The sequence below is a fragment of the Aliamphritea hakodatensis genome, assembly GCF_024347195.1.
GTDB classification, from domain to species: domain Bacteria; phylum Pseudomonadota; class Gammaproteobacteria; order Pseudomonadales; family Balneatricaceae; genus Amphritea; species Amphritea hakodatensis.
Genome location: NZ_AP025281.1, coordinates 939,515 through 957,440, shown reverse-complemented (window position 1 = coordinate 957,440; position 17,926 = coordinate 939,515). Strand labels below are relative to the sequence as shown.

The window sequence follows — 17,926 nt, the reverse complement described above, 5'->3', positions numbered from 1 at the left end:
ATACTCCCATCACTGACAGACATAAAAAAGCGCTTCAACAGAAGCGCTTTTTTTTGCAGGGTAACCGTCAGGCAGCAAATGTCACCATAGCTATCTCTGCATATGCCTGCGTAGTACATTCTCTAATAACCGAGAAACTGCGTTTTCATAGTTATTCCAGGGCAGACTGCCACAAAAGGTTATCGATCCTGTTGAAAATACCCGCCCACCACCGGGGACTTCAAAATACACCATATCAGCGCGCAGAGCGTCTTCAGCAGGGGCTCCGCTTAAGTTGGTAAGGTGTGTTAACTGCTCTTCAGGCACCAGCATAAAATCGGTTGCAGCGTTAACCGACTGTGCGAGCACAGTAATATTTTCCGGTACATGATGATCGTTACCTACATTATCGAGCTCAAACCCTGCCGCACCGTTACCGCTGTAACCAAAGTCACCAAAAACCTGATCGCTTATTCCTTCGAACACCCAGTCGAAACATGGATCTGTACATGTCCGTTTATAAGGTCCGCCAACAAACTCCCCCTGAGCGGTAAAACCTATACCTACCAAGCGTTGTGGTGTCCGGCCATTGCGCCGCCACAGCCCCCCATAACCGCCATCAAAAGCATTGTAATATTCGCCGGGCTCTGCCGCCCAGGCACGAATACCATCCTCAGCCCGGCGAATTTCAAGCAGACTGTCATTTTCACGGTGCAGAGCAATCCGCCAGTAAAAACCATTACCGCCAAGGTAGTGCAGAGCTCCCCCCTGATCACGGTAATCTAACAGAGCATCCAGCATTTCCCGGGTATGGTATTCAGGATGACTTGCGGTAGTTACAGCAGGATAAGCCTCTAATACAGCCACACCGTCACGGTGCAGTTCCGCATCGGTAATCACCTCATAATCGATCCCTTTTGCATGCAACCAGCTAATCAGGTGGCTGTCTGCCTGAAAATGCCTCAATCCCGAACATTCTGCGGCTCCAAAAGTAATATACCCAGGGCGCAGGTTAAATAACGGGCGACGGTGAGAAGCATGACAAATCCCCGAGCCGTCACGGTGATTGTTGTAAGTGGATAATCCATATTCAGGATATTCTGCCGGATTGTAGGGGTACCCCCGCCAATCCTGAATACGCTCCTGCCAGGCGGATTCGTAATCAGGCCTCGCGTGATTGCCATAAATGCTATAGGTAAAAGTAGAGATCAGAACCAGTAACTTAGCCCCGGGGTTGCCTAATGTGGGACATATATAGATGGGCAGAGCATCTTCATAACCCGCACTGCTAATACGCATTACATAGATACCGGAGGGCATCCCGGTTGGTATTTCAAACTGAAAGTCCGTTTCCCAACCAAAGTCATAAATATCATCTTCGTGAAAATGAATCGCTGCATAATGCTCTGGGCAGTGTCGCCAGCACATTTCTGAACCGTCCCAAGCTGAACTGGTCATACCACGGGCAGGAAAATTAAATAACTCCAGCCTTTCTCCACGTAAACCCGGTACCTGACAGGCAGACGTTTCTCTTGCCAGGTCCCAGCCTGCCAGAATTTTGCCATCAATATGTATTTCCGGAGCTTCAACTTTACCATTGTAGAAATCGTCCGGACCTGCATCTGTTACACTGGCAGCAACTGACACAACACCTTCCTGTGGCCAGTTAACAGCCACAGTCTGTTGCGCCCGGACACATTCACCGGCCAGCTTCTCTAACGGTTGCTGCTCTATGCTTAACTGCCCGTCATGACTGACTTTGCCAACAACTTTATACCAGCGCCTTAAAATTAACGGCACATTCGTAGCAATGCTGTTTCCTGCCACGGTAAAAGTTACACAACCGTCACCGGCGATACTTAAAGCAACCTGCCCGCAGGCTAGCACACACTGGCTTTGGGCTTTGTGTAACGTTGGATAAATAATCGCACTGCAGCACAACTCCTGTTGTGGTTCTAACCAAAAGCGTTGTTCAGTGCAGCCATAGGATCCAGGATAAAAGGGTTGGTCAGCAGCGCTGATCGTCATCGGGTCAAAATATACCTGTGCATCTTCCTCGATAATGCCCGGTCCCCGGGGGTTCGGATCCGCGCTGACTGAGCGGTATAACCGTGCTGTCACAGGCTCCCCAGTCCGGCAGGATATCTTAAAACCGATACTCTCTCCGGCACGCGCCGAAAGACGGTCGGTATAACCAAGCAAAGGAATATGCTTCATAACGGATTACCTCAAAGTCGTTCGCCATAAATAAAATCTGGCAAAAAAGTCACCCAGTCAGAGAAAAATACGAGCATGAATATCATCAGGATGTAAGGAATAAGCAACGGCAGCACACCTACTGATATTTCTTCGATTGATATTTTGCTGATCCTTGCTGCCACAAACAGATTGACCCCGATAGGCGGGGTTAAGAAGCCAATTTCACAGGTCATTACGGTAAAGATACCGAACACAACCGGGTCAACCCCTAAGCTGGTTACCAGCGGGAAAAATACTGCAGTGAAAATAATGATTTGCGGTATGCTTTCCAGCCACATACCGACCACAATATACAACAGGCCGATCAGCAACATGACCAGCCATGGATGTTCAGCAAGCCCCTGAAACAGGTCAAGAATCGACGCTGGAATATCAAAAATGGTCACTAACTGACCGAAGGCTTTTGTCGATCCGAGGATAAATAATACGGTACCAATTACGATTGCAGTAAACTTAAAAGACTGCAAAAGCTTTGCAAACGTCAGGCCTCGATAAATAAAAAGGCCGACAAGCAAGCCATAAGCCACCGCCACTGCGGCCGCTTCAGAAGGTGTAAATAAACCGGCATAAATACCGCCCAGAATTATAATCGGCGCAAAAACAGCCCACCTCCCTTCCCACAACGCTTCCAGTAGCGGCCCCCAGCGGAACGCTTTTGCGCTGCCTCCATAGTTATGCCGCACTGAAATGATAAACACCACCAGCATCAGCATCAGGCCCAGTATCAAACCGGGCACAATGCCGGCAAGAAACAACCGTGGAATAGAAACATCCGTCACCAGAGCAAAAATAATCAACAGGTTAGAGGGAGGAATCATACTTCCTAACGCCCCTGCCGCAGCGGCTATCGCACCGGCAAACCGTGACTGATAACCTTCTTTTTGCATGGCGGGAATAGTAATCGAGCCGATTGCTGCCGTTGTCGCCGGACCAGATCCAGACAGTGCGGCAAAGAACATACAGGCAACAACGGTTACCAGACCCAGCCCACCTTTATAAGCACCGACCAAACGCTGGGCTATAGCCACCAGCTTTTCCGACATACCGCCGTGTTCCATCAACTGCCCGGCCAGAATAAACAAGGGAATTGTCACCAAGGGGAATGGCTCAAAAGCGGTCCAGGCCGCCTGCGCCATTAAGGTTAAGGGAATATCAGCAATTAATAACCCGGCCACGGTTGCAATACCTGCGGCAAAAGGTACCGGCACGCCAACGGCCATCGTCAGCACGAAAACCAGCGCCATAATCACAGGACCGTTCACAGCGGTAATCCCTTCCAGTGATTCGTGCCCCAACACCAGTAAACCTGCAAAATCCGAAATAACATCAGACTGAAAGCAATTGGAATAACAACCTGCACCCAACGCTGTTCAATACCCAGACCCGGCGTCTGATAAGTCACGTTAAACAAGAGTTGTGAATAGGTAACGGTCTGCACGACCATAAAGACGATGAATCCAGCCCAGAGAAGATCGGCCAGCACAACAGAGGCTACCTGCCAACGTCTGGGAAGCCGGTTCACCACCAGAGTAATACGAATATGTCCCCGGTCACGAACCGCCATACAGGCACCAAAATAAACGGCGAAAATCATGCCGTAAACAGCCGTTTCTTCAGCCCAGACCGCCGCTGAAGAAAAGAAGATACGCAGTACAACCTGCATTAATACAGAACCGACAACCACACACAGGCAGAAGGTACAGATAGCTTCTTCAAAATATTTATCGAGTTTTTTAAGCATTAAACATGCCCCGCACAGGTTAACTGACACCCACCGGACTCTCCGGGAAGCATGCTGCCCGGAGAACCGCACTTACAGGAGCAAATTCGCTTAAGGAGCCGCCGTGTCACGAATGGACTGTACGAAAGCAGTAAATTCCTCACCTTTTTCCGTGGCATACCGGTCCTGAACCCGCTGACCGGCAGCAATGAAGTCAGCCCGGTCAAATCCAGCAGTTTTCATCCCCCCTGCAGTTGTCAGGAATTCTCGGATGCCTGCAATACGGCTACTCATTTCCTGCTTCTGATACAGGCCGGCATCTTTTGCTGCACGACGCACAGCAGCCTGCTGTTCGCCGTTAAGTTTGTTCATAATGCGGGTACTGGCGAATAAAGGTGAAAAGTACGAAAAGTGCTCTAACACTGTAAAATGCGGCATAATTTCATAGAATTTTTGCGCTTTTATGAAGGAAGTACCGTTATCTGCACCTTCAACCGTTCCGGTTTGCAGGGCAGTGGGTGTATCTGCCCATGGCAGTGGAATTGGTGAAGCACCAAATTCAGTAAAGGTGTCGATCATCACCTGATTCTTCGGTACCCGCACTTTGAGACCCTGCATGTCTTTCATCGAGGTAATAGGGTTACGCGAATTATAGAAATCCCTGTCACCGACAAATCCAAAGGTCAGCAGTTCAACCCCGGTAGCAGCTTTTAAACGTCGGGAAAATTCAGCGCCCACATCCCCTTCAAGGACTGCATAAGCATGTTGTTTATTCTTAAAAATGTAAGGCAGGACAAAGGCATCCATTAACGGAAAGTGGGGGGAGACGTTGTTCCCGGTGATGATATGCATATCAACGGTACCTAATTGCAGCGCTTTGAAGGCTTCATCCTCACCCATCAGCTGTCCACAACAGCGTACTTTTACGTCAATACTGCCACCGGAGTATTCCTCCGCCAACTCTTCAAATTTGGCGGCCAGCACACCGTAAGTACTTGTATCAGGAGCCGCATACCCCAGATTAATAGTGACGTTTGCTGCGATGCTTTGCGCTGAAATCAATTGCACCGACATCATTAATGTCAGCGTTGCTGCAGCACGGCAGATTTTGAGAAGTGAAAACATAATTAACCTCTGTTTTATTTTTGTTTTTTAGCGGGCGTGATCATGAATCTTAACTGTAAGTATTTATCGCAAATTGCAGATATTTAACCCTGCAAACCGAATGGGTAAAAATAAGCTTGGACTATCTTTTGATTTAAGTAAAATATCAATAAGGCCTCAATTGATAACAAAAAAGAATCATGAGATTTGAACTTCGTCACATAAAATATTTCAAAGCACTTGCTGAAGAACTGCATTTTCGCCGTACTGCCGAGCTTTTAGGCGTAGCCCAGCCAGCATTAAGCCGCACCATAAAACATCTGGAAAATGAGCTGGAAGTACAATTATTCGAACGGAATAACCGGAATGTAAAACTTACCGAAGCAGGAAAAATATTTTTAGAAGGCTGCATTGAACTGATCAATTCAATAGAGACAACGATCGAAAATACCCGTCAGGTTAGCCGTGGTAAACAAGGCATATTACGCATTGGGTATACTGACTTCGCCATTGCTGGCGTATTGCCAGAAATTCTCACCCGCTTTCGCGATGAATATCCGGGTATAGTGCTGCAGCCTAATCACAGCGTAACTACCCGACAATTATCCATGCTTGAAACTGACCAACTTGATGTAGGCTTTATAACCGGGCAGGTATGTCACCCGGGTTTTAACAGCTGTGAGGTACAGCGTGAGTCATATGTTTGTCTGGTATACGAAGCACACCCTTTAGCTGAATGCGGAAGCATCAGCCTTCAGGAACTGGCAGATGAAGACTTTATTCTCGGGCCTTACAAGGACTGGAAGTACTTTTACGATTACCTGACGCCACTCTGCCATAAAGCAGGATTTGTACCCAATATAATCCAGGAAGCTTTTAACTCTGCTGGCATTCTGGGTCTTGTAGCATGTGGAATGGGCATAACCATTTTAACGGAAAATACATATTACTATGCCAATAAAGGCATTGTAGCACTTGAGCTGAACAACGTTACTGAACAACTGGTTACGTCGGCAATCTGGTTACCAACCAGTGGAGAAGGCCCCAAACAAACCTTTATCAGTTCATTACAGGAAACCTATCTCACAACTGAAAAATTTTGAGACTAACTCAGGCAGCCGGTGCCTCGGCCTCTGCATTCGCTTCCTGACTGCTCAGTTGCTGATGCAGTTTATCCAGTGACAACAGCATAAAACTTAAACCGGACGGGTCGCGAATGAAGCCTTCCAGCGGTTCCCGGCTGTTTTCCCGGTTAACAGCTTCCATGGTTTCAGAGTTGTAATCAATGACATCACCGATATTATCCAGCACCAGTGAAAACCAGGTATTCTGCCCTTCCCGGGTAAGGTGCAGTACGACCGGATGCACGCCATTCTTCAGAAACTCGCTGATATGATCCAGCGTGCGCAGCAGCACCCGCAGGGTGGTCTGTTTTTCAATCCGCAGTTTCGCCACCGCTTCTTCAGCCTCACCGGCTGCAACCATGTCCAGCAGAATATCCGCCATGGAATGAATACGTTCGTGGGGTTCTTCAATCTTATCCAGTAGGGAACGCAGGCTTTCATCCTTGGTTTCGAAGCTGTAATACCACTTGCCGAAATCACACATTCTGGGATTTCGTGCCCTGGTAAAAGGCTCGCCGGACGTGATCGACTGTTCCAGTGCGGCAACCCAGTCAACGTGGGCCTTCTGATAGTTGGCAATTTCATCAACCAGATTCATCAGGTCATCCCGTTCACGCCGGTGCCCCAGAGAGGTTGCGCACTCAAATACCGGAACTAAGGTGTTGCGAAAATCCAGATATCCCAGAAATCCTTCGGCTTCCCGGCCGCCCGAATACTGGATGTCGCTGAAAGTATCAGAAAAGCTGAGAATGTTGCCTACATTAATGCCATACAGGCTATCGCCAATGCTAAACGTCAGCGCCTGATTTCCATTGCCGTCCAGGTTTCGTAATGACATACCATCACTTCCGGTTGTGTTGTGTGAATGCGCAGGCTAAATACAAAGGCATTGCCCCTGCACAGTGATTACATCTTACAACAACAATAGTTAATACAGCGGGTTACAGCACGCGGTATCGCCCACTTTGAGTAGCTCACTCTTAATCGCGGGTGCGGCTGCGCTCCGCCGGCCGCCATAGCTGCTCCAGCAGATAGGTTTTGAACCCGTCTTCATAGGGTTGTTGTTCCAGTGCTTTGCGCATACACAGCAGCCAGGCATCCCGCTCGTCACAGCCTATATCAAAAGGCTTATGGGCCTGGGGGATGTGAATCGAACCGTATTTCTCCCGGTATAACTTCGGCCCACCCAGCCAGCCGCATAAAAAGCGTGCCAGTTTATCGGCAGAGCCGCTGATGTCCTCTGGGTGCATAGCACGGATCGTCCGGGCTTCTTCCAGCGTATCCATCTGCACATAAAACTCATCCACCAGCCGGAAAATACCCTCCTGCCCTCCGGCAGCCCGGAAAGAGGCGTCTTCCACACCGTATTGCGGTACATCTTGTTGCATGCCAGCTCTCTTCACTGAAAAATAAACGGGTGAATATATACGGTGCTGCGAGAATTAATTCAATGGAAAAATGCACAAGGGTCGCCTGCACGTTTTGTGTGTCGCCTGAGGAACCGGTTCACTGTGCACGGAATGATTTGCTGATTCCTGAGTCTGATCACTATAGTCTTAACAACAGTTTTAATAATTGGCCGGAAAAATCCTGCCCCTGATAACTTTCTGCCAGAGAAGTACTATGCCTATTCGCACCTGTTATCTGATACTGACCTCTGTCCTGCTGCTGAGTCTCAGTACGCTTACTGTCAGCCAGCCACGCTTCGAGATCACAGAAATTACGGATCAGCTGGACAGCCCGTGGGCACTGGCGGAATTACCGGACGGACAACTGTTAATCACTGAACGCCGCGGCAGACTCATCCGTATCAATGCGGATCAGGTTCACCGGATTACCGGTATTCCTGATGTGCTGGATGTCGGCCAGGGCGGTTTACTGGATATTAAACTTCACCCCCGTTTTAGCGAAAACAGCTGGCTCTATCTCAGTTATGCACAGGGGACGCGGGGCAATAACCGGTTACGTCTGATGCGGGCAAAACTGGCAGGCAATGCGTTAACAGAACAACAGGTTATTTTCAGTGCCCGTCCGGATAAAAGCGGCGGCCTGCACTATGCCGGACGCATTGCATTCCTGCCGGATAACTCCCTGCTGCTGAGTATCGGGGACGGTTACCGGTATATGGATCAGGCGCAGGACAAAAAAAGCTTACTGGGTAAAATTATCCGGCTGGATGAAAACGGTAAGGTTCCCGCTGATAATCCCTTCGTCAACAGCCCCAACAGTGCCGCAGAAGTCTATTCCTATGGCCATCGCAACCCCCAGGGGCTGATTTATGATCCGGTACGCCAACAGATATTTTCCAACGAACACGGCCCTAAAGGCGGCGACGAGATCAATATTATTCAGCCGGGAAACAATTATGGCTGGCCGGTGATCACCTACGGCGTAGATTACTCCGGGCTGAGTATTACTCCTTACCGTGAACGGCCCGGTATGGAGCAGCCACTGGTGGACTGGACACCGTCCATCGCCCCCTCCTCTATCACCGTGTATTACGGCAACATGTTCCCGGAACTGCAGGGGGATTTGCTCAGTACCACCCTCAAAGCCCGACATCTGCGCCACGTAGAGATGAATGGCAATAAACCGGTTGCGGAACATGAGTTGCTCGGTGAGCTGAACGAACGGTTACGGTTTATCCACACGGCAATGGACGGCAGCATTTACCTGCTGACAGACAGCGGTAAGCTGCTGCACCTTACTTCTACTGAATAGCTTCCTCTGAATAGCATCCCCTGAATAAAAAAGAGCAGCCGGAGGCTGCTCAATGACTAACCACTGCGGGAAACACAGTGGGCTGAAGCATCTGTTCAAAGACGTCCGGTCACAGGGTCAGCTGAATATTGTATTTAGCCCTGATAGCCGCATCGGTTGCGGAATCCAGATAATTAGGCCGGTGTTCGGCCAGAATCTGCTTCGCTTTCAGGTTGGCCCGCTGCCACATATCCTGCCCGCCCATCTCCTGCCAGGTACGCGGCTCCTGCCGGTCTGACATATCGCTGGGATAGAAGTAATCACGCTGCATGGCAGCCAGCGTGTGTTCTCCGCCAAGAAAATGCCCTTCACCACTGACAGCCTCACGGATCGCTTCAAATCCCAGAGTTTCCTCGGTGACTTCCACGCCGCGCAGCACCCGGTAAACATGGGAGATCATTTCATCATCAATCAGAAATGATTCGAATGACGCCCCCAGCAAGCTGGCGGTCATACCCGCCGATTCATACACCATATTGCAACCGGATAACCCAACCGATACCGCCGACAGCGCCTTTTCCAGCCCCATCTGGGCATCAACCGCCTTGGCGTCGCTCATACTGGACGCCGCCCCGGAGGGTAGCCCCAGATAGTTTGATAGCTGAGCCGAAGCCGCATTCAGTAAGGTAATCTCCCCTCCGCCACCACAGAACGAGCCGGTGCGCAGATCAATCACCAGCGGCCAGTTCGAAAAGATCATCGGGTAACCCGGCTCAAACACATTCACCATGATCAGCGCCGCCAGCGTTTCTGCCAGCGTTGAACTGAGCATCCCTGCCAGCGTCGCCGGTGAGGTGGCACCGGACTGTGCGGCAACAATGTTGTTGATCGGCACGCCTCTGCGCATGCAGGCCAGTGCGACATCTACCGCGTCTTCCCCGTAGCGCAGGGGTGAAATCACCGGGCTGATATGCGCTTTGCAGAATGGCCGCTCACGGAATTTACCTTCCCCGCCCAGTGCTATATCAAACATATCGATAATCGGATCAACATGCTCCGCCAGCGTAAAGCTGGTACCCACCGGTTTTTCTGTTCCCACCAGCAGTGCATAGGCAGTGTTTACATCCAGATCATAATTATCCGGTACATCCGTTGCCACACAGCAGCGGGTAAACCAACTGACGTTGTTCAGGGTATCCATCAGCCGGGTAAAATCGTACAGATCATTCAGGGTCGACGGGCGGTATTCTCCGCTGTCGATATCCAGCGTCTGTACTGCAGCACCGCCGGTACCGAAATACACGCTGTCGCCACCCACTGTGAAATCATGTTTCGGATTGCGCCCGTAGTAGGTAAAGCTTTTACAGGCACCGGCGATCTGTTCTTCCACCATGCTTTTAGGGAAACACAGCCGCCCGGATTCACTGACGAAGGCACCTTTACTACAGGCCTGATCAATCAGTACCTGTGGCGATTCCCCCATACCTATCTCTTCCAGGATTCTCAGGGCACTCTGATAGATAGTTTCAATCTGCTCATCGCTCAGCGGCTTATACTGCCCCCCGGCCGGCCCTGGCGGGCACGGGTTAATGGTCGGTGGCGCGCTGCGTTTCGCCCGCATAATGTCCCGGGCACGGGGGCCTCCCCGGCCCCGGCGTCTTGCTTTAGTTGATTCATCAGTCATGCTGATTACCCCCGTACCAGTGTATTTTCCGGATCGTACTGACCAGGCTCAATCACTTTAACCGGATACATTTCTCCCAACAGATCAATGCTCAGTTCCGTGCCGATGGCAGCAAACTCAGGGTCTACAAATGCATAAGCCAGATTCTTTTCAACCCGGTGGCCATAGCCGCCGGAAGTGACTGAACCGATCAGATTATCTCCGCTGTAGATGGAATCACCGGAATGGGCCGGGGCAAAATCACAACTCACTTCCAGGCTGACAAATAATTTCTGCGGGCCCCGGGCCTGCTCTTCCAGCAGAGCACCTTTACCCACAAAGTCAGGCTTATCGAGATTTACAAACCGGTCCAGACAGGACTCTAGCGGGTTACGCTCATAGATCAGATCCGCCTTCCAGTGACGATAGCCTTTTTCCAACCGCATAGATTCGGTGGCGTAAAGCCCGAACAGCCCCAGACCAAACGGCTCACCGGCCTCTGTAATCAGTTTCCAGGCCAGATACAATTGCTCATTCGGGATGTGCAGCTCATAGGCTAACTCGCCGGAGAAACTCACGCTCATCGCAGTCATCTTTGCATGGCCCAGCGTTTTCTCCTGCACACTCATCCATGGCATGGCGTCTTTCGACCAGTCACAGCGGGGCGATAAAGACTGTAATAACTCACGGGACTTCGGCCCGGCCACCACCAGAATGGTATGGCTGGCAGTCATTTCGGTCAGGCTGACAGTGTCCGGCTTATAAGCATTCAGCCAGTCACGGTCATGCCATTCAGCGGCCGCTGCCGAACCGTACCAGTAATGTTCTTCATCCAATTTGGCAATGGTGGCTTCCGCCAGCAGATGCCCCTTTTCATTGAGCAGATAACACAGGCCAACCTTGCCCACTTTTTTCGGCAGATTGCCACAGACCATCCGGTCGAGAAACGCGGTAGCGCCCTCACCTTTAATCTCATAACGGTTAAAGCCGGAGACTTCCATCAGGCCAACATTCTGTTGCAGATTGGCAATTTCCTGCGCAACGATAGTTTTCGTCGCATTAAACCGGTAACCGTGTTCATCCACAAAATCAGCATCGGGCTTGAAGAAAAGCGCCCGCTCCCAGCCATTGACCACGCCCCAGGCAGCATCTTTTGCATCCAGTACCGGATACAACGGCGTTGTCCGCGCCAGACGCGCTGCCGGACGGTGTTCATGAGGCTGGTGATAGTGAAATTCGTTCTGATAATCCTCAATGGCTTTCAGACAGGTATGTTCCGTATTGGCATACTGAGTAAACCGGCGGGGGTCCAGACACCATGCGTCCCACTCACTTTCACCGTGTACCATGAGTTCTGCCAGAATCTTACCGTGGCCACCGCCTTCACCGATCCCCGCCCGCAAGCCGATGGCGCAGAATGCGTTCGGCACCCCCGGTACAGGTCCGATCAGCGGCATGCCGTCAATAGTATAGGTAATTGGCCCGTTCACGACGGTATGAATGCCGGTTTCGGTCAGGCACGGCATGCGTTCAAAAATACGTTCCATGTTGTCCAGACAACGGTCCAGATCTGACGGGCAAAGCGCCTGGGTAAAGTGCGGATCGATGCCATGCATACCGAAGGTTTTACAGCCCTGCTCATAGACCCCGACCAACAGGCCATTCTTTTCCTGACGGGAATAAAAATCATCGCCCGGGTCACGGATAATCGGTACCCGCTTATCCATGGCTTCCAGCTCTGCAATGGTATCGGTAAGGAAATACATATGTTCCATCGACGTGACCGGATGTTCAACCCCCAGCATTCGGCCCACTTCGTTCACCCGGTAACCGGTGGCGTTCACCACCATTTCACAGGTGATATCCCCTTTAGCGGTATGCACAATGAATTCGCCGTTCGGCTTACGGGTGATGTTTTCCACAGGGTTAAAGCGATACACCTTAGCACCGGCTTCCCGGGCTTTACGGGCCAGCGCAAACGTCAGGCCTGCCGGATCGATATCACCATCCAGCGGATCCCACCAGGCCCCCAGTAAACCATCAGTGTTGATCAGCGGGTGGCGACGGCCGGCTTCTGCAGCATCGATAAACTCCATCTCAACACCCATGCTTTTCGCCATGCCCACATAGTGCTTATAAGTATCTATATGTTGCTGAGTGTAAGCCGTACGCATCCCCCCGGTGATGTGATAGGAAATCGGATGTTCAGGATCAGCCGCCAGTTCACGGTAGAGATTAATACTGTGGCGCTTCAGGCCAATCATTGTCTGGTTACCACCAAACTGAGTTACCTGAGCTGCCGCATGCCAGGTGGAACCGGATGTCAGTTCATCACGTTCCACCAGAACTACGTCCGTCCAGCCTTCCTGTGTCAGGTGATACAGGGTCGAACAACCGGCGATACCGCCACCGATTACCACGACTTTAGCGTGGCTTTTAATCGCTTCACTCATACAGCAAATCCTTCTTATTTTTAGTCTGTCCGGGGGTGATACGTGACGTGTCCGACCCAAAAGACAGTTTGTGCAGTTATGTGTCTTACCCTGATATTCTCTGAGAAAGTGATCACTGACAAACCGAAAAAATTGTTATATGGTTCAATAAAATTAAACTGTAATTACTGGCCAGCCGATGAAACATGACCTGCCACCACTCGACGCATTAAAGGTTTTCGAAGCCGCTGCCCGGCACCTGAGTTTCAGCCTGGCAGCCGATGAGCTTTGCCTGACCAAGGGTGCGGTCAGCTATCAGATCCGAAAACTGGAAGACCAGCTCAGCTGCGCACTGTTTCGCCGGGCTACCCGTCAGGTCTACCTGACAGAAGCCGGACAGAGCCTGTTAAAAAGCACCCAACAGGTTTTCACCGAGCTGCGCCAGAGTTTCGAATCGCTAAAAACGGACCACAACAGCCAGGTTACCGTGGCCGTTACCACTTATGTTGCAGTGCGCTGGTTATCAGCCAATATTGCCGGCTTTAATGAACGTTATCCGAATGTATCAATTATGCTTCAGCACACCGTAAATTCTGCTGACTTCAAACTTCCGGATGTGGATATGGCCCTGCGCTGGAGCCCCTCAAAACAGAGCTCAGGCCCGGACAGAATCATGCAGGCCACCATGCCCATGTTTCCGGTTTGCAGCCCGGCACTGTTGGAAAAGCTCGGGTATAACGCGCAGGTGAAACTGCCCCGCGAAGCAATGTTGCAACCGCCATGGTGCGATATCACTTTATTATGCGAAGACCGGACTCAGGATTTCTGGACGGAATGGTTTGAGGAACAGGATGACGCGCTGATCAACCCCCGGCGTACCCTCAGCGATGCCAATGTTCGGGTGCAGGCGGCCATTGATGGCCAGGGATGGATGCTGGCAGATGAACTGATGCGCAGCGAGCTGGATAACGGTTTGCTGGTCAGCCCCTTTGACCACGGGCTGAACGGCTATGGCTATGTATTACTGTGTGAACCGTCCCGGATTGTCAGCCGTAATGCTGAACTGCTACAACAGTGGCTGGCTGAAAAACTGGCCACCAGCAGCCAGCCGGACATGCTCGAACACCGATAATTGCAGATACAAAAAAGGCCGCCCGAAGGCAGCCTTTCTGACCACTCACCCGGATCAGGTAGTGGTTTTTTCTTCTTCAACCTGATGGCTGACCGCTTCGGCCAGAGTATCAGTATCGATACTGCCAACATGCTGGCCGTCTTCATCCGCCACCACAACCTGCAGGGCATCTTCAGTCAGCATCTGGTGCAGAACTTCCTGAACCGTATCATCCTGCCCGACAACCACGGTATCGCTATGACTGATATCCGTCGGTACCTGCGCCGACATAATCGACTTCGCCAGTAACACACGGGTACGGTTTACGTCAGCAACAAAGCGTTCCACGTAATCATCGGCCGGGTTCATCAGGATATCCTGAGCCGGGCCCTGCTGTACCAGACGTCCATCGTTCAGGATGGCAATCCGGTCACCGATCTTCAGTGCTTCATCCAGATCGTGGGTGATGAAGACGATGGTCTTCTTCAGCTCAACCTGAAGTTCCAGCAGGATATCCTGCATATCGGAACGGATCAGCGGATCCAGTGCCGAGAATGCTTCATCCATCATCAGGATATCAGCATCACAGGCCAGTGCCCGTGCCAGACCAACCCGCTGCTGCATACCACCGGACAGCTGTGCCGGATAATGCTTCTCGAAGCCCTTAAGGCCTACACGCTCGAGCCAATAGTGTGATTTTTCAGTAATGAAGGCAGAGTCTTTTCTCTGCATCTGCAAACCGAATTTAACGTTTTCAATCACGGTACGGTGCGGTAACAGCGCGAACTTCTGGAATACCATCGCCGTTTTTGTCTGGCGGAATTCACGCAGCTGGCTTTCGTTCATTTCGCAGACGTTTTCGCCGTCCACGATGATATTACCGATTGTCGGATCAATCAGGCGGTTAATGTGACGGATCAGCGTCGACTTACCCGAGCCTGACAGCCCCATGATCACCTCAATCGAATGATCATGCAGGTCCATGTTGATGTTATCCAGACCCAGTACATGCTTATGATTCTTCAGCAGATCAGGCTTGCTGATACCCTGCTGCACATGCGGAACAACCGATTTAGGGTTGGCGCCGAAAATCTTCGACAGCCCTTCAATGCGAATTTTAACTTCTTTATCAGACACCGTGACCTCCTTCGCGATGTTTCTGAATACGTAAACCGTACTGCTGCGAAACCCGGTCAAAAATAATTGCAATGGCTACGATCGCCAGACCGTTTAATAAACCCATAGAGAAATACTGGTTGGTGATCGCCTTCAGTACTGGCTGACCCAGACCTTTTACACCGATCATAGAGGCGATTACAACCATAGACAGCGCCATCATGATGGTTTGGTTCACACCGGCAAAGATAGAAGGTAATGCCAGTGGAATCTGAACGTTCTTCAGCTTCTGCCAGGAGGTACAACCATAAGCGTTAGCCGCTTCCACAACATCCGGGTCTACGTGACGGATACCCAGGTTAGTCAGACGAACGATAGGGGGCAGCGCATAAATGATTACTGCAATCAGGCCCGGCACTTTACCGATACCCAGCAGCATAACAACCGGAATCAGATATACGAAACTCGGCATGGTCTGCATGATATCAAGTATCGGGGTCACCACAGCCTGCACCTTATTGGAGCGCGCCATGAGGATACCCAGCGGGATACCGATTGCGATTGCAACAATGGTACAGACGGTAATGATACTGAGCGTACTCATCGTATCTTCCCACATACCGAGATAACCGATAACACTGAAAGCAACAATGACGCCGACGACCAGTTTCCAGCTTCGGCTACCTAAATAAGCAAGGCCAGCTATCGCGAAAATGACCAGAGGCCACGGAGAATTCAGCAGGATTTTTTCGCTCCAGACCAGAAAGGTTAACAGTGGATCGAAAAAGGATTCGAGTGTTTCACCGTAAGCCTGGGTAAACTCACGGAAACTATCGTCGATAGCTTTGCGCATGCTGCGCAGATCGCCTCTCGACATACTCGGGAAGTCAGACCAGCTCATTTTTTGCTCCTTATCAGGAAGGCAGGGTTCCGAAGGTACAGTGAGTACTTTGAAATATTACTCACTGTGACCCTGCCTGCGATTCTTATTATGTGTATAACAGTTGTGCGGTATTACAGTGCAGCTTTAACTTTTTCAGCTACGTCTGCAGGTACCCACTTAGTCCATACATCTTCAAAGTTCTGCAGGAAGTAGTAAGCACCGTCTTCACCGTTTGCCTGGTTATCATCCATGTAAACGATTACCTGGCCCGCCATATTGGAATCATAAGAACGGGTGTTCAGGTACTTCATTTCTTCAGGATGTGATTTAGCAAACTCAGACACCACAACAGTCATTACATCGGAAGGTGTGTAATCAGACTTTCTTGGCTCAGCACAGGTTTCGTTAACGATACACTCATCCCAGTGCGTTTTGTCGTACTCAACACCGAAATCCAGCTTCTTCAGCTCATACTTGGTGATAGGTACAGTTGGCTGCCAGTAGTAACCAAACCATGCTTCTTCGCGGTCATAAGACTTAGCAATCGAACCGTCCAGACCCGCAGCGGAACCCGGATCAACGACGGTAAAGTTATGCTTGGCAAAGTCATATGCAGACGGCTTAGCCAGGTTGTTAGATGCGATCTGGCACGCCCAGCCGGCAGGACAGGTCATAAACTGACCAACATTCGGATCTTCTTTACTTGGGAATAACTGAGGATTGTTCAGAACGTCCTGAACGGTTTTGATTTCCGGATGCGCATCAGCGACAGCCTTAGAAATGAACCAGCCTTCTGCAGCATCGGTAATCAGACGCGGACCACGAACGATGTCACCCTTTTCTACAGCTGCATCAATACGATCGAAAAATGCGTTGGCCCACAGTTCCGGCGCGATGTCCGGCTGACCTTTAGACTCCATGGATGCAAAGGAGGTTACGGTTGATCCCGGGATTAACTCGACGCTACATCCGTAACCTTCTTCAAGAATAATTTTATCCAGATTGGCAGCGAACTCCGCTGAGGCCCAGTTCATTTCAGCGATAGTAACGGTGCCGCAGTCGGCGGCCTGTGTCAGTGAACTTGCAATTACCAATGGTACAGCTGCTAACAGTGTTTTCATGATATCTCCGTCCCATAAAATCGGGCTAATGTTATTGTTTTATAATATGCCTGAAATTCATCTTACAACTCTAATATTTAGAGTTCAAACCTTTATTCATTTTGTCATATAATGAGGCCATTACTTTATGTCATCCTTACTAACTGGTTGAAATTAATAATGAATGAATCAACACACTGGCAAGAAGTTCTGATCGCACTGCGCCGAATTATCCGCGCAACTGATTTGCAGTCTAAACGTGTGTCTAAAAGCTGTGGTCTGACAATTCCTCAGGTAATGGTTTTAAGAGCGATTAAAAATCTCGGCGACGTCACTGTCAGGCGTCTGTCGGTTGACGTATCCCTCAGTCAGGCAACCGTTACAACCATTCTGAACCGGCTGGAAGACCGGCAACTGGTGGAACGGGTACGCAGCGCCAGCGACAGACGTATCGTGAACGCCCGCCTTACCAAACAAGGTATCGAAGTATTGGAAACAGCGCCACCCTTGTTACATGAGGCATTTATCGACCGTTTGGAAAGCCTTGAGAGCTGGGAACAGACTCAGATTTTGTCATCTCTGCAACGTGTCGCCAGCATGATGGACGCCGAGAGCCTAGATGCCTCGCCGCTGTTAGACATAGGCGCCCCTGCCAAGGACACCATCCTTAACAACACTGAGAAGCAGACAAGAGCCGCAGAAGATTAGAGTTCAAAACAAAAATAGTGTGCCGCA

Annotated in this window: 15 protein-coding genes; 4 read left to right on the top strand and 11 right to left on the bottom strand. The window is 50.5% G+C overall.

Going from position 1 to position 17,926, the window contains the following annotated elements:
• Positions 1-90: 90 nt before the first annotated feature.
• The 4 genes from PCI15_RS04330 to PCI15_RS04315 all read right to left on the bottom strand — a co-directional run bounded on the left by PCI15_RS04330 (position 91) and on the right by PCI15_RS04315 (position 5,083).
• Positions 91-2,100, bottom strand: a complete 2,010-nt coding sequence (locus PCI15_RS04330) for a N,N-dimethylformamidase beta subunit family domain-containing protein (RefSeq protein ID WP_271273135.1) — start codon at positions 2,098-2,100, stop codon at positions 91-93.
• A 107-nt stretch (positions 2,101-2,207) separates the two neighbouring features.
• The gene (locus PCI15_RS04325; protein ID WP_271273134.1) at positions 2,208-3,536 is read right to left on the bottom strand and encodes a TRAP transporter large permease; all 1,329 of its coding nucleotides are present in this window, start codon (positions 3,534-3,536) and stop codon (positions 2,208-2,210) included.
• Positions 3,497-3,979, bottom strand: a complete 483-nt coding sequence (locus PCI15_RS04320; RefSeq protein WP_271273133.1) for a TRAP transporter small permease — start codon at positions 3,977-3,979, stop codon at positions 3,497-3,499. The genes PCI15_RS04325 and PCI15_RS04320 overlap by 40 nt, the downstream gene beginning before the upstream one ends.
• A gap of 90 nt (positions 3,980-4,069) precedes the next feature.
• Positions 4,070-5,083 carry a TRAP transporter substrate-binding protein gene (locus PCI15_RS04315; RefSeq protein WP_271273132.1) on the bottom strand — a complete coding sequence of 338 codons (1,014 nt, stop codon included), beginning with the start codon at positions 5,081-5,083 and terminating at the stop codon, positions 4,070-4,072.
• A 179-nt stretch (positions 5,084-5,262) separates the two neighbouring features.
• Between PCI15_RS04315 and PCI15_RS04310 the strand changes: the two genes are divergently transcribed.
• Positions 5,263-6,165, top strand: a complete 903-nt coding sequence (locus tag PCI15_RS04310) for a LysR family transcriptional regulator (protein ID WP_271273131.1) — start codon at positions 5,263-5,265, stop codon at positions 6,163-6,165.
• A gap of 7 nt (positions 6,166-6,172) precedes the next feature.
• Here the strand turns inward: PCI15_RS04310 and PCI15_RS04305 are convergent, their stop codons facing one another.
• Both PCI15_RS04305 and PCI15_RS04300 read right to left on the bottom strand, forming a co-directional pair.
• The gene (locus PCI15_RS04305) at positions 6,173-7,024 is read right to left on the bottom strand and encodes a CZB domain-containing protein (protein WP_271273130.1); all 852 of its coding nucleotides are present in this window, start codon (positions 7,022-7,024) and stop codon (positions 6,173-6,175) included.
• Positions 7,025-7,166: 142 nt separating this feature from the next.
• The gene (locus tag PCI15_RS04300; RefSeq protein ID WP_271273129.1) at positions 7,167-7,574 is read right to left on the bottom strand and encodes a group II truncated hemoglobin; all 408 of its coding nucleotides are present in this window, start codon (positions 7,572-7,574) and stop codon (positions 7,167-7,169) included.
• Between the two features lie 235 nt (positions 7,575-7,809).
• Between PCI15_RS04300 and PCI15_RS04295 the strand changes: the two genes are divergently transcribed.
• On the top strand, positions 7,810-8,907 hold the full coding sequence (locus PCI15_RS04295) for a PQQ-dependent sugar dehydrogenase (RefSeq protein WP_271273128.1): 1,098 nt from the start codon (positions 7,810-7,812) through the stop codon (positions 8,905-8,907).
• 109 nt (positions 8,908-9,016) lie between these two features.
• Here the strand turns inward: PCI15_RS04295 and PCI15_RS04290 are convergent, their stop codons facing one another.
• A complete protein-coding gene (locus PCI15_RS04290; protein WP_271273127.1) occupies positions 9,017-10,570 on the bottom strand; it encodes a trimethylamine methyltransferase family protein in 1,554 nt (517 codons plus the stop codon).
• Positions 10,571-10,575: 5 nt separating this feature from the next.
• Positions 10,576-13,002, bottom strand: a complete 2,427-nt coding sequence (locus PCI15_RS04285) for a GcvT family protein (protein ID WP_271273126.1) — start codon at positions 13,000-13,002, stop codon at positions 10,576-10,578.
• Positions 13,003-13,180: 178 nt separating this feature from the next.
• Between PCI15_RS04285 and PCI15_RS04280 the strand changes: the two genes are divergently transcribed.
• On the top strand, positions 13,181-14,113 hold the full coding sequence (locus PCI15_RS04280) for a LysR family transcriptional regulator (RefSeq protein WP_271273125.1): 933 nt from the start codon (positions 13,181-13,183) through the stop codon (positions 14,111-14,113).
• Between the two features lie 54 nt (positions 14,114-14,167).
• Here the strand turns inward: PCI15_RS04280 and PCI15_RS04275 are convergent, their stop codons facing one another.
• The 3 genes from PCI15_RS04275 to PCI15_RS04265 form a co-directional block, all read right to left on the bottom strand.
• Complete coding sequence (locus PCI15_RS04275; protein ID WP_271273124.1) at positions 14,168-15,229, bottom strand: quaternary amine ABC transporter ATP-binding protein; 1,062 nt, start codon at positions 15,227-15,229, stop codon at positions 14,168-14,170.
• The gene (locus PCI15_RS04270) at positions 15,222-16,109 is read right to left on the bottom strand and encodes an ABC transporter permease (RefSeq protein ID WP_271273123.1); all 888 of its coding nucleotides are present in this window, start codon (positions 16,107-16,109) and stop codon (positions 15,222-15,224) included. The genes PCI15_RS04275 and PCI15_RS04270 overlap by 8 nt, the downstream gene beginning before the upstream one ends.
• Positions 16,110-16,222: 113 nt before the next feature.
• Positions 16,223-17,212 carry a glycine betaine ABC transporter substrate-binding protein gene (locus PCI15_RS04265; protein WP_271273122.1) on the bottom strand — a complete coding sequence of 330 codons (990 nt, stop codon included), beginning with the start codon at positions 17,210-17,212 and terminating at the stop codon, positions 16,223-16,225.
• 159 nt (positions 17,213-17,371) lie between these two features.
• Here PCI15_RS04265 and PCI15_RS04260 point away from each other — a divergent pair, with 159 nt between their 5' ends.
• Positions 17,372-17,899, top strand: coding sequence for a MarR family winged helix-turn-helix transcriptional regulator (locus PCI15_RS04260; protein ID WP_271273121.1), 528 nt, complete (start codon positions 17,372-17,374; stop codon positions 17,897-17,899).
• Positions 17,900-17,926 lie beyond the last annotated feature (27 nt).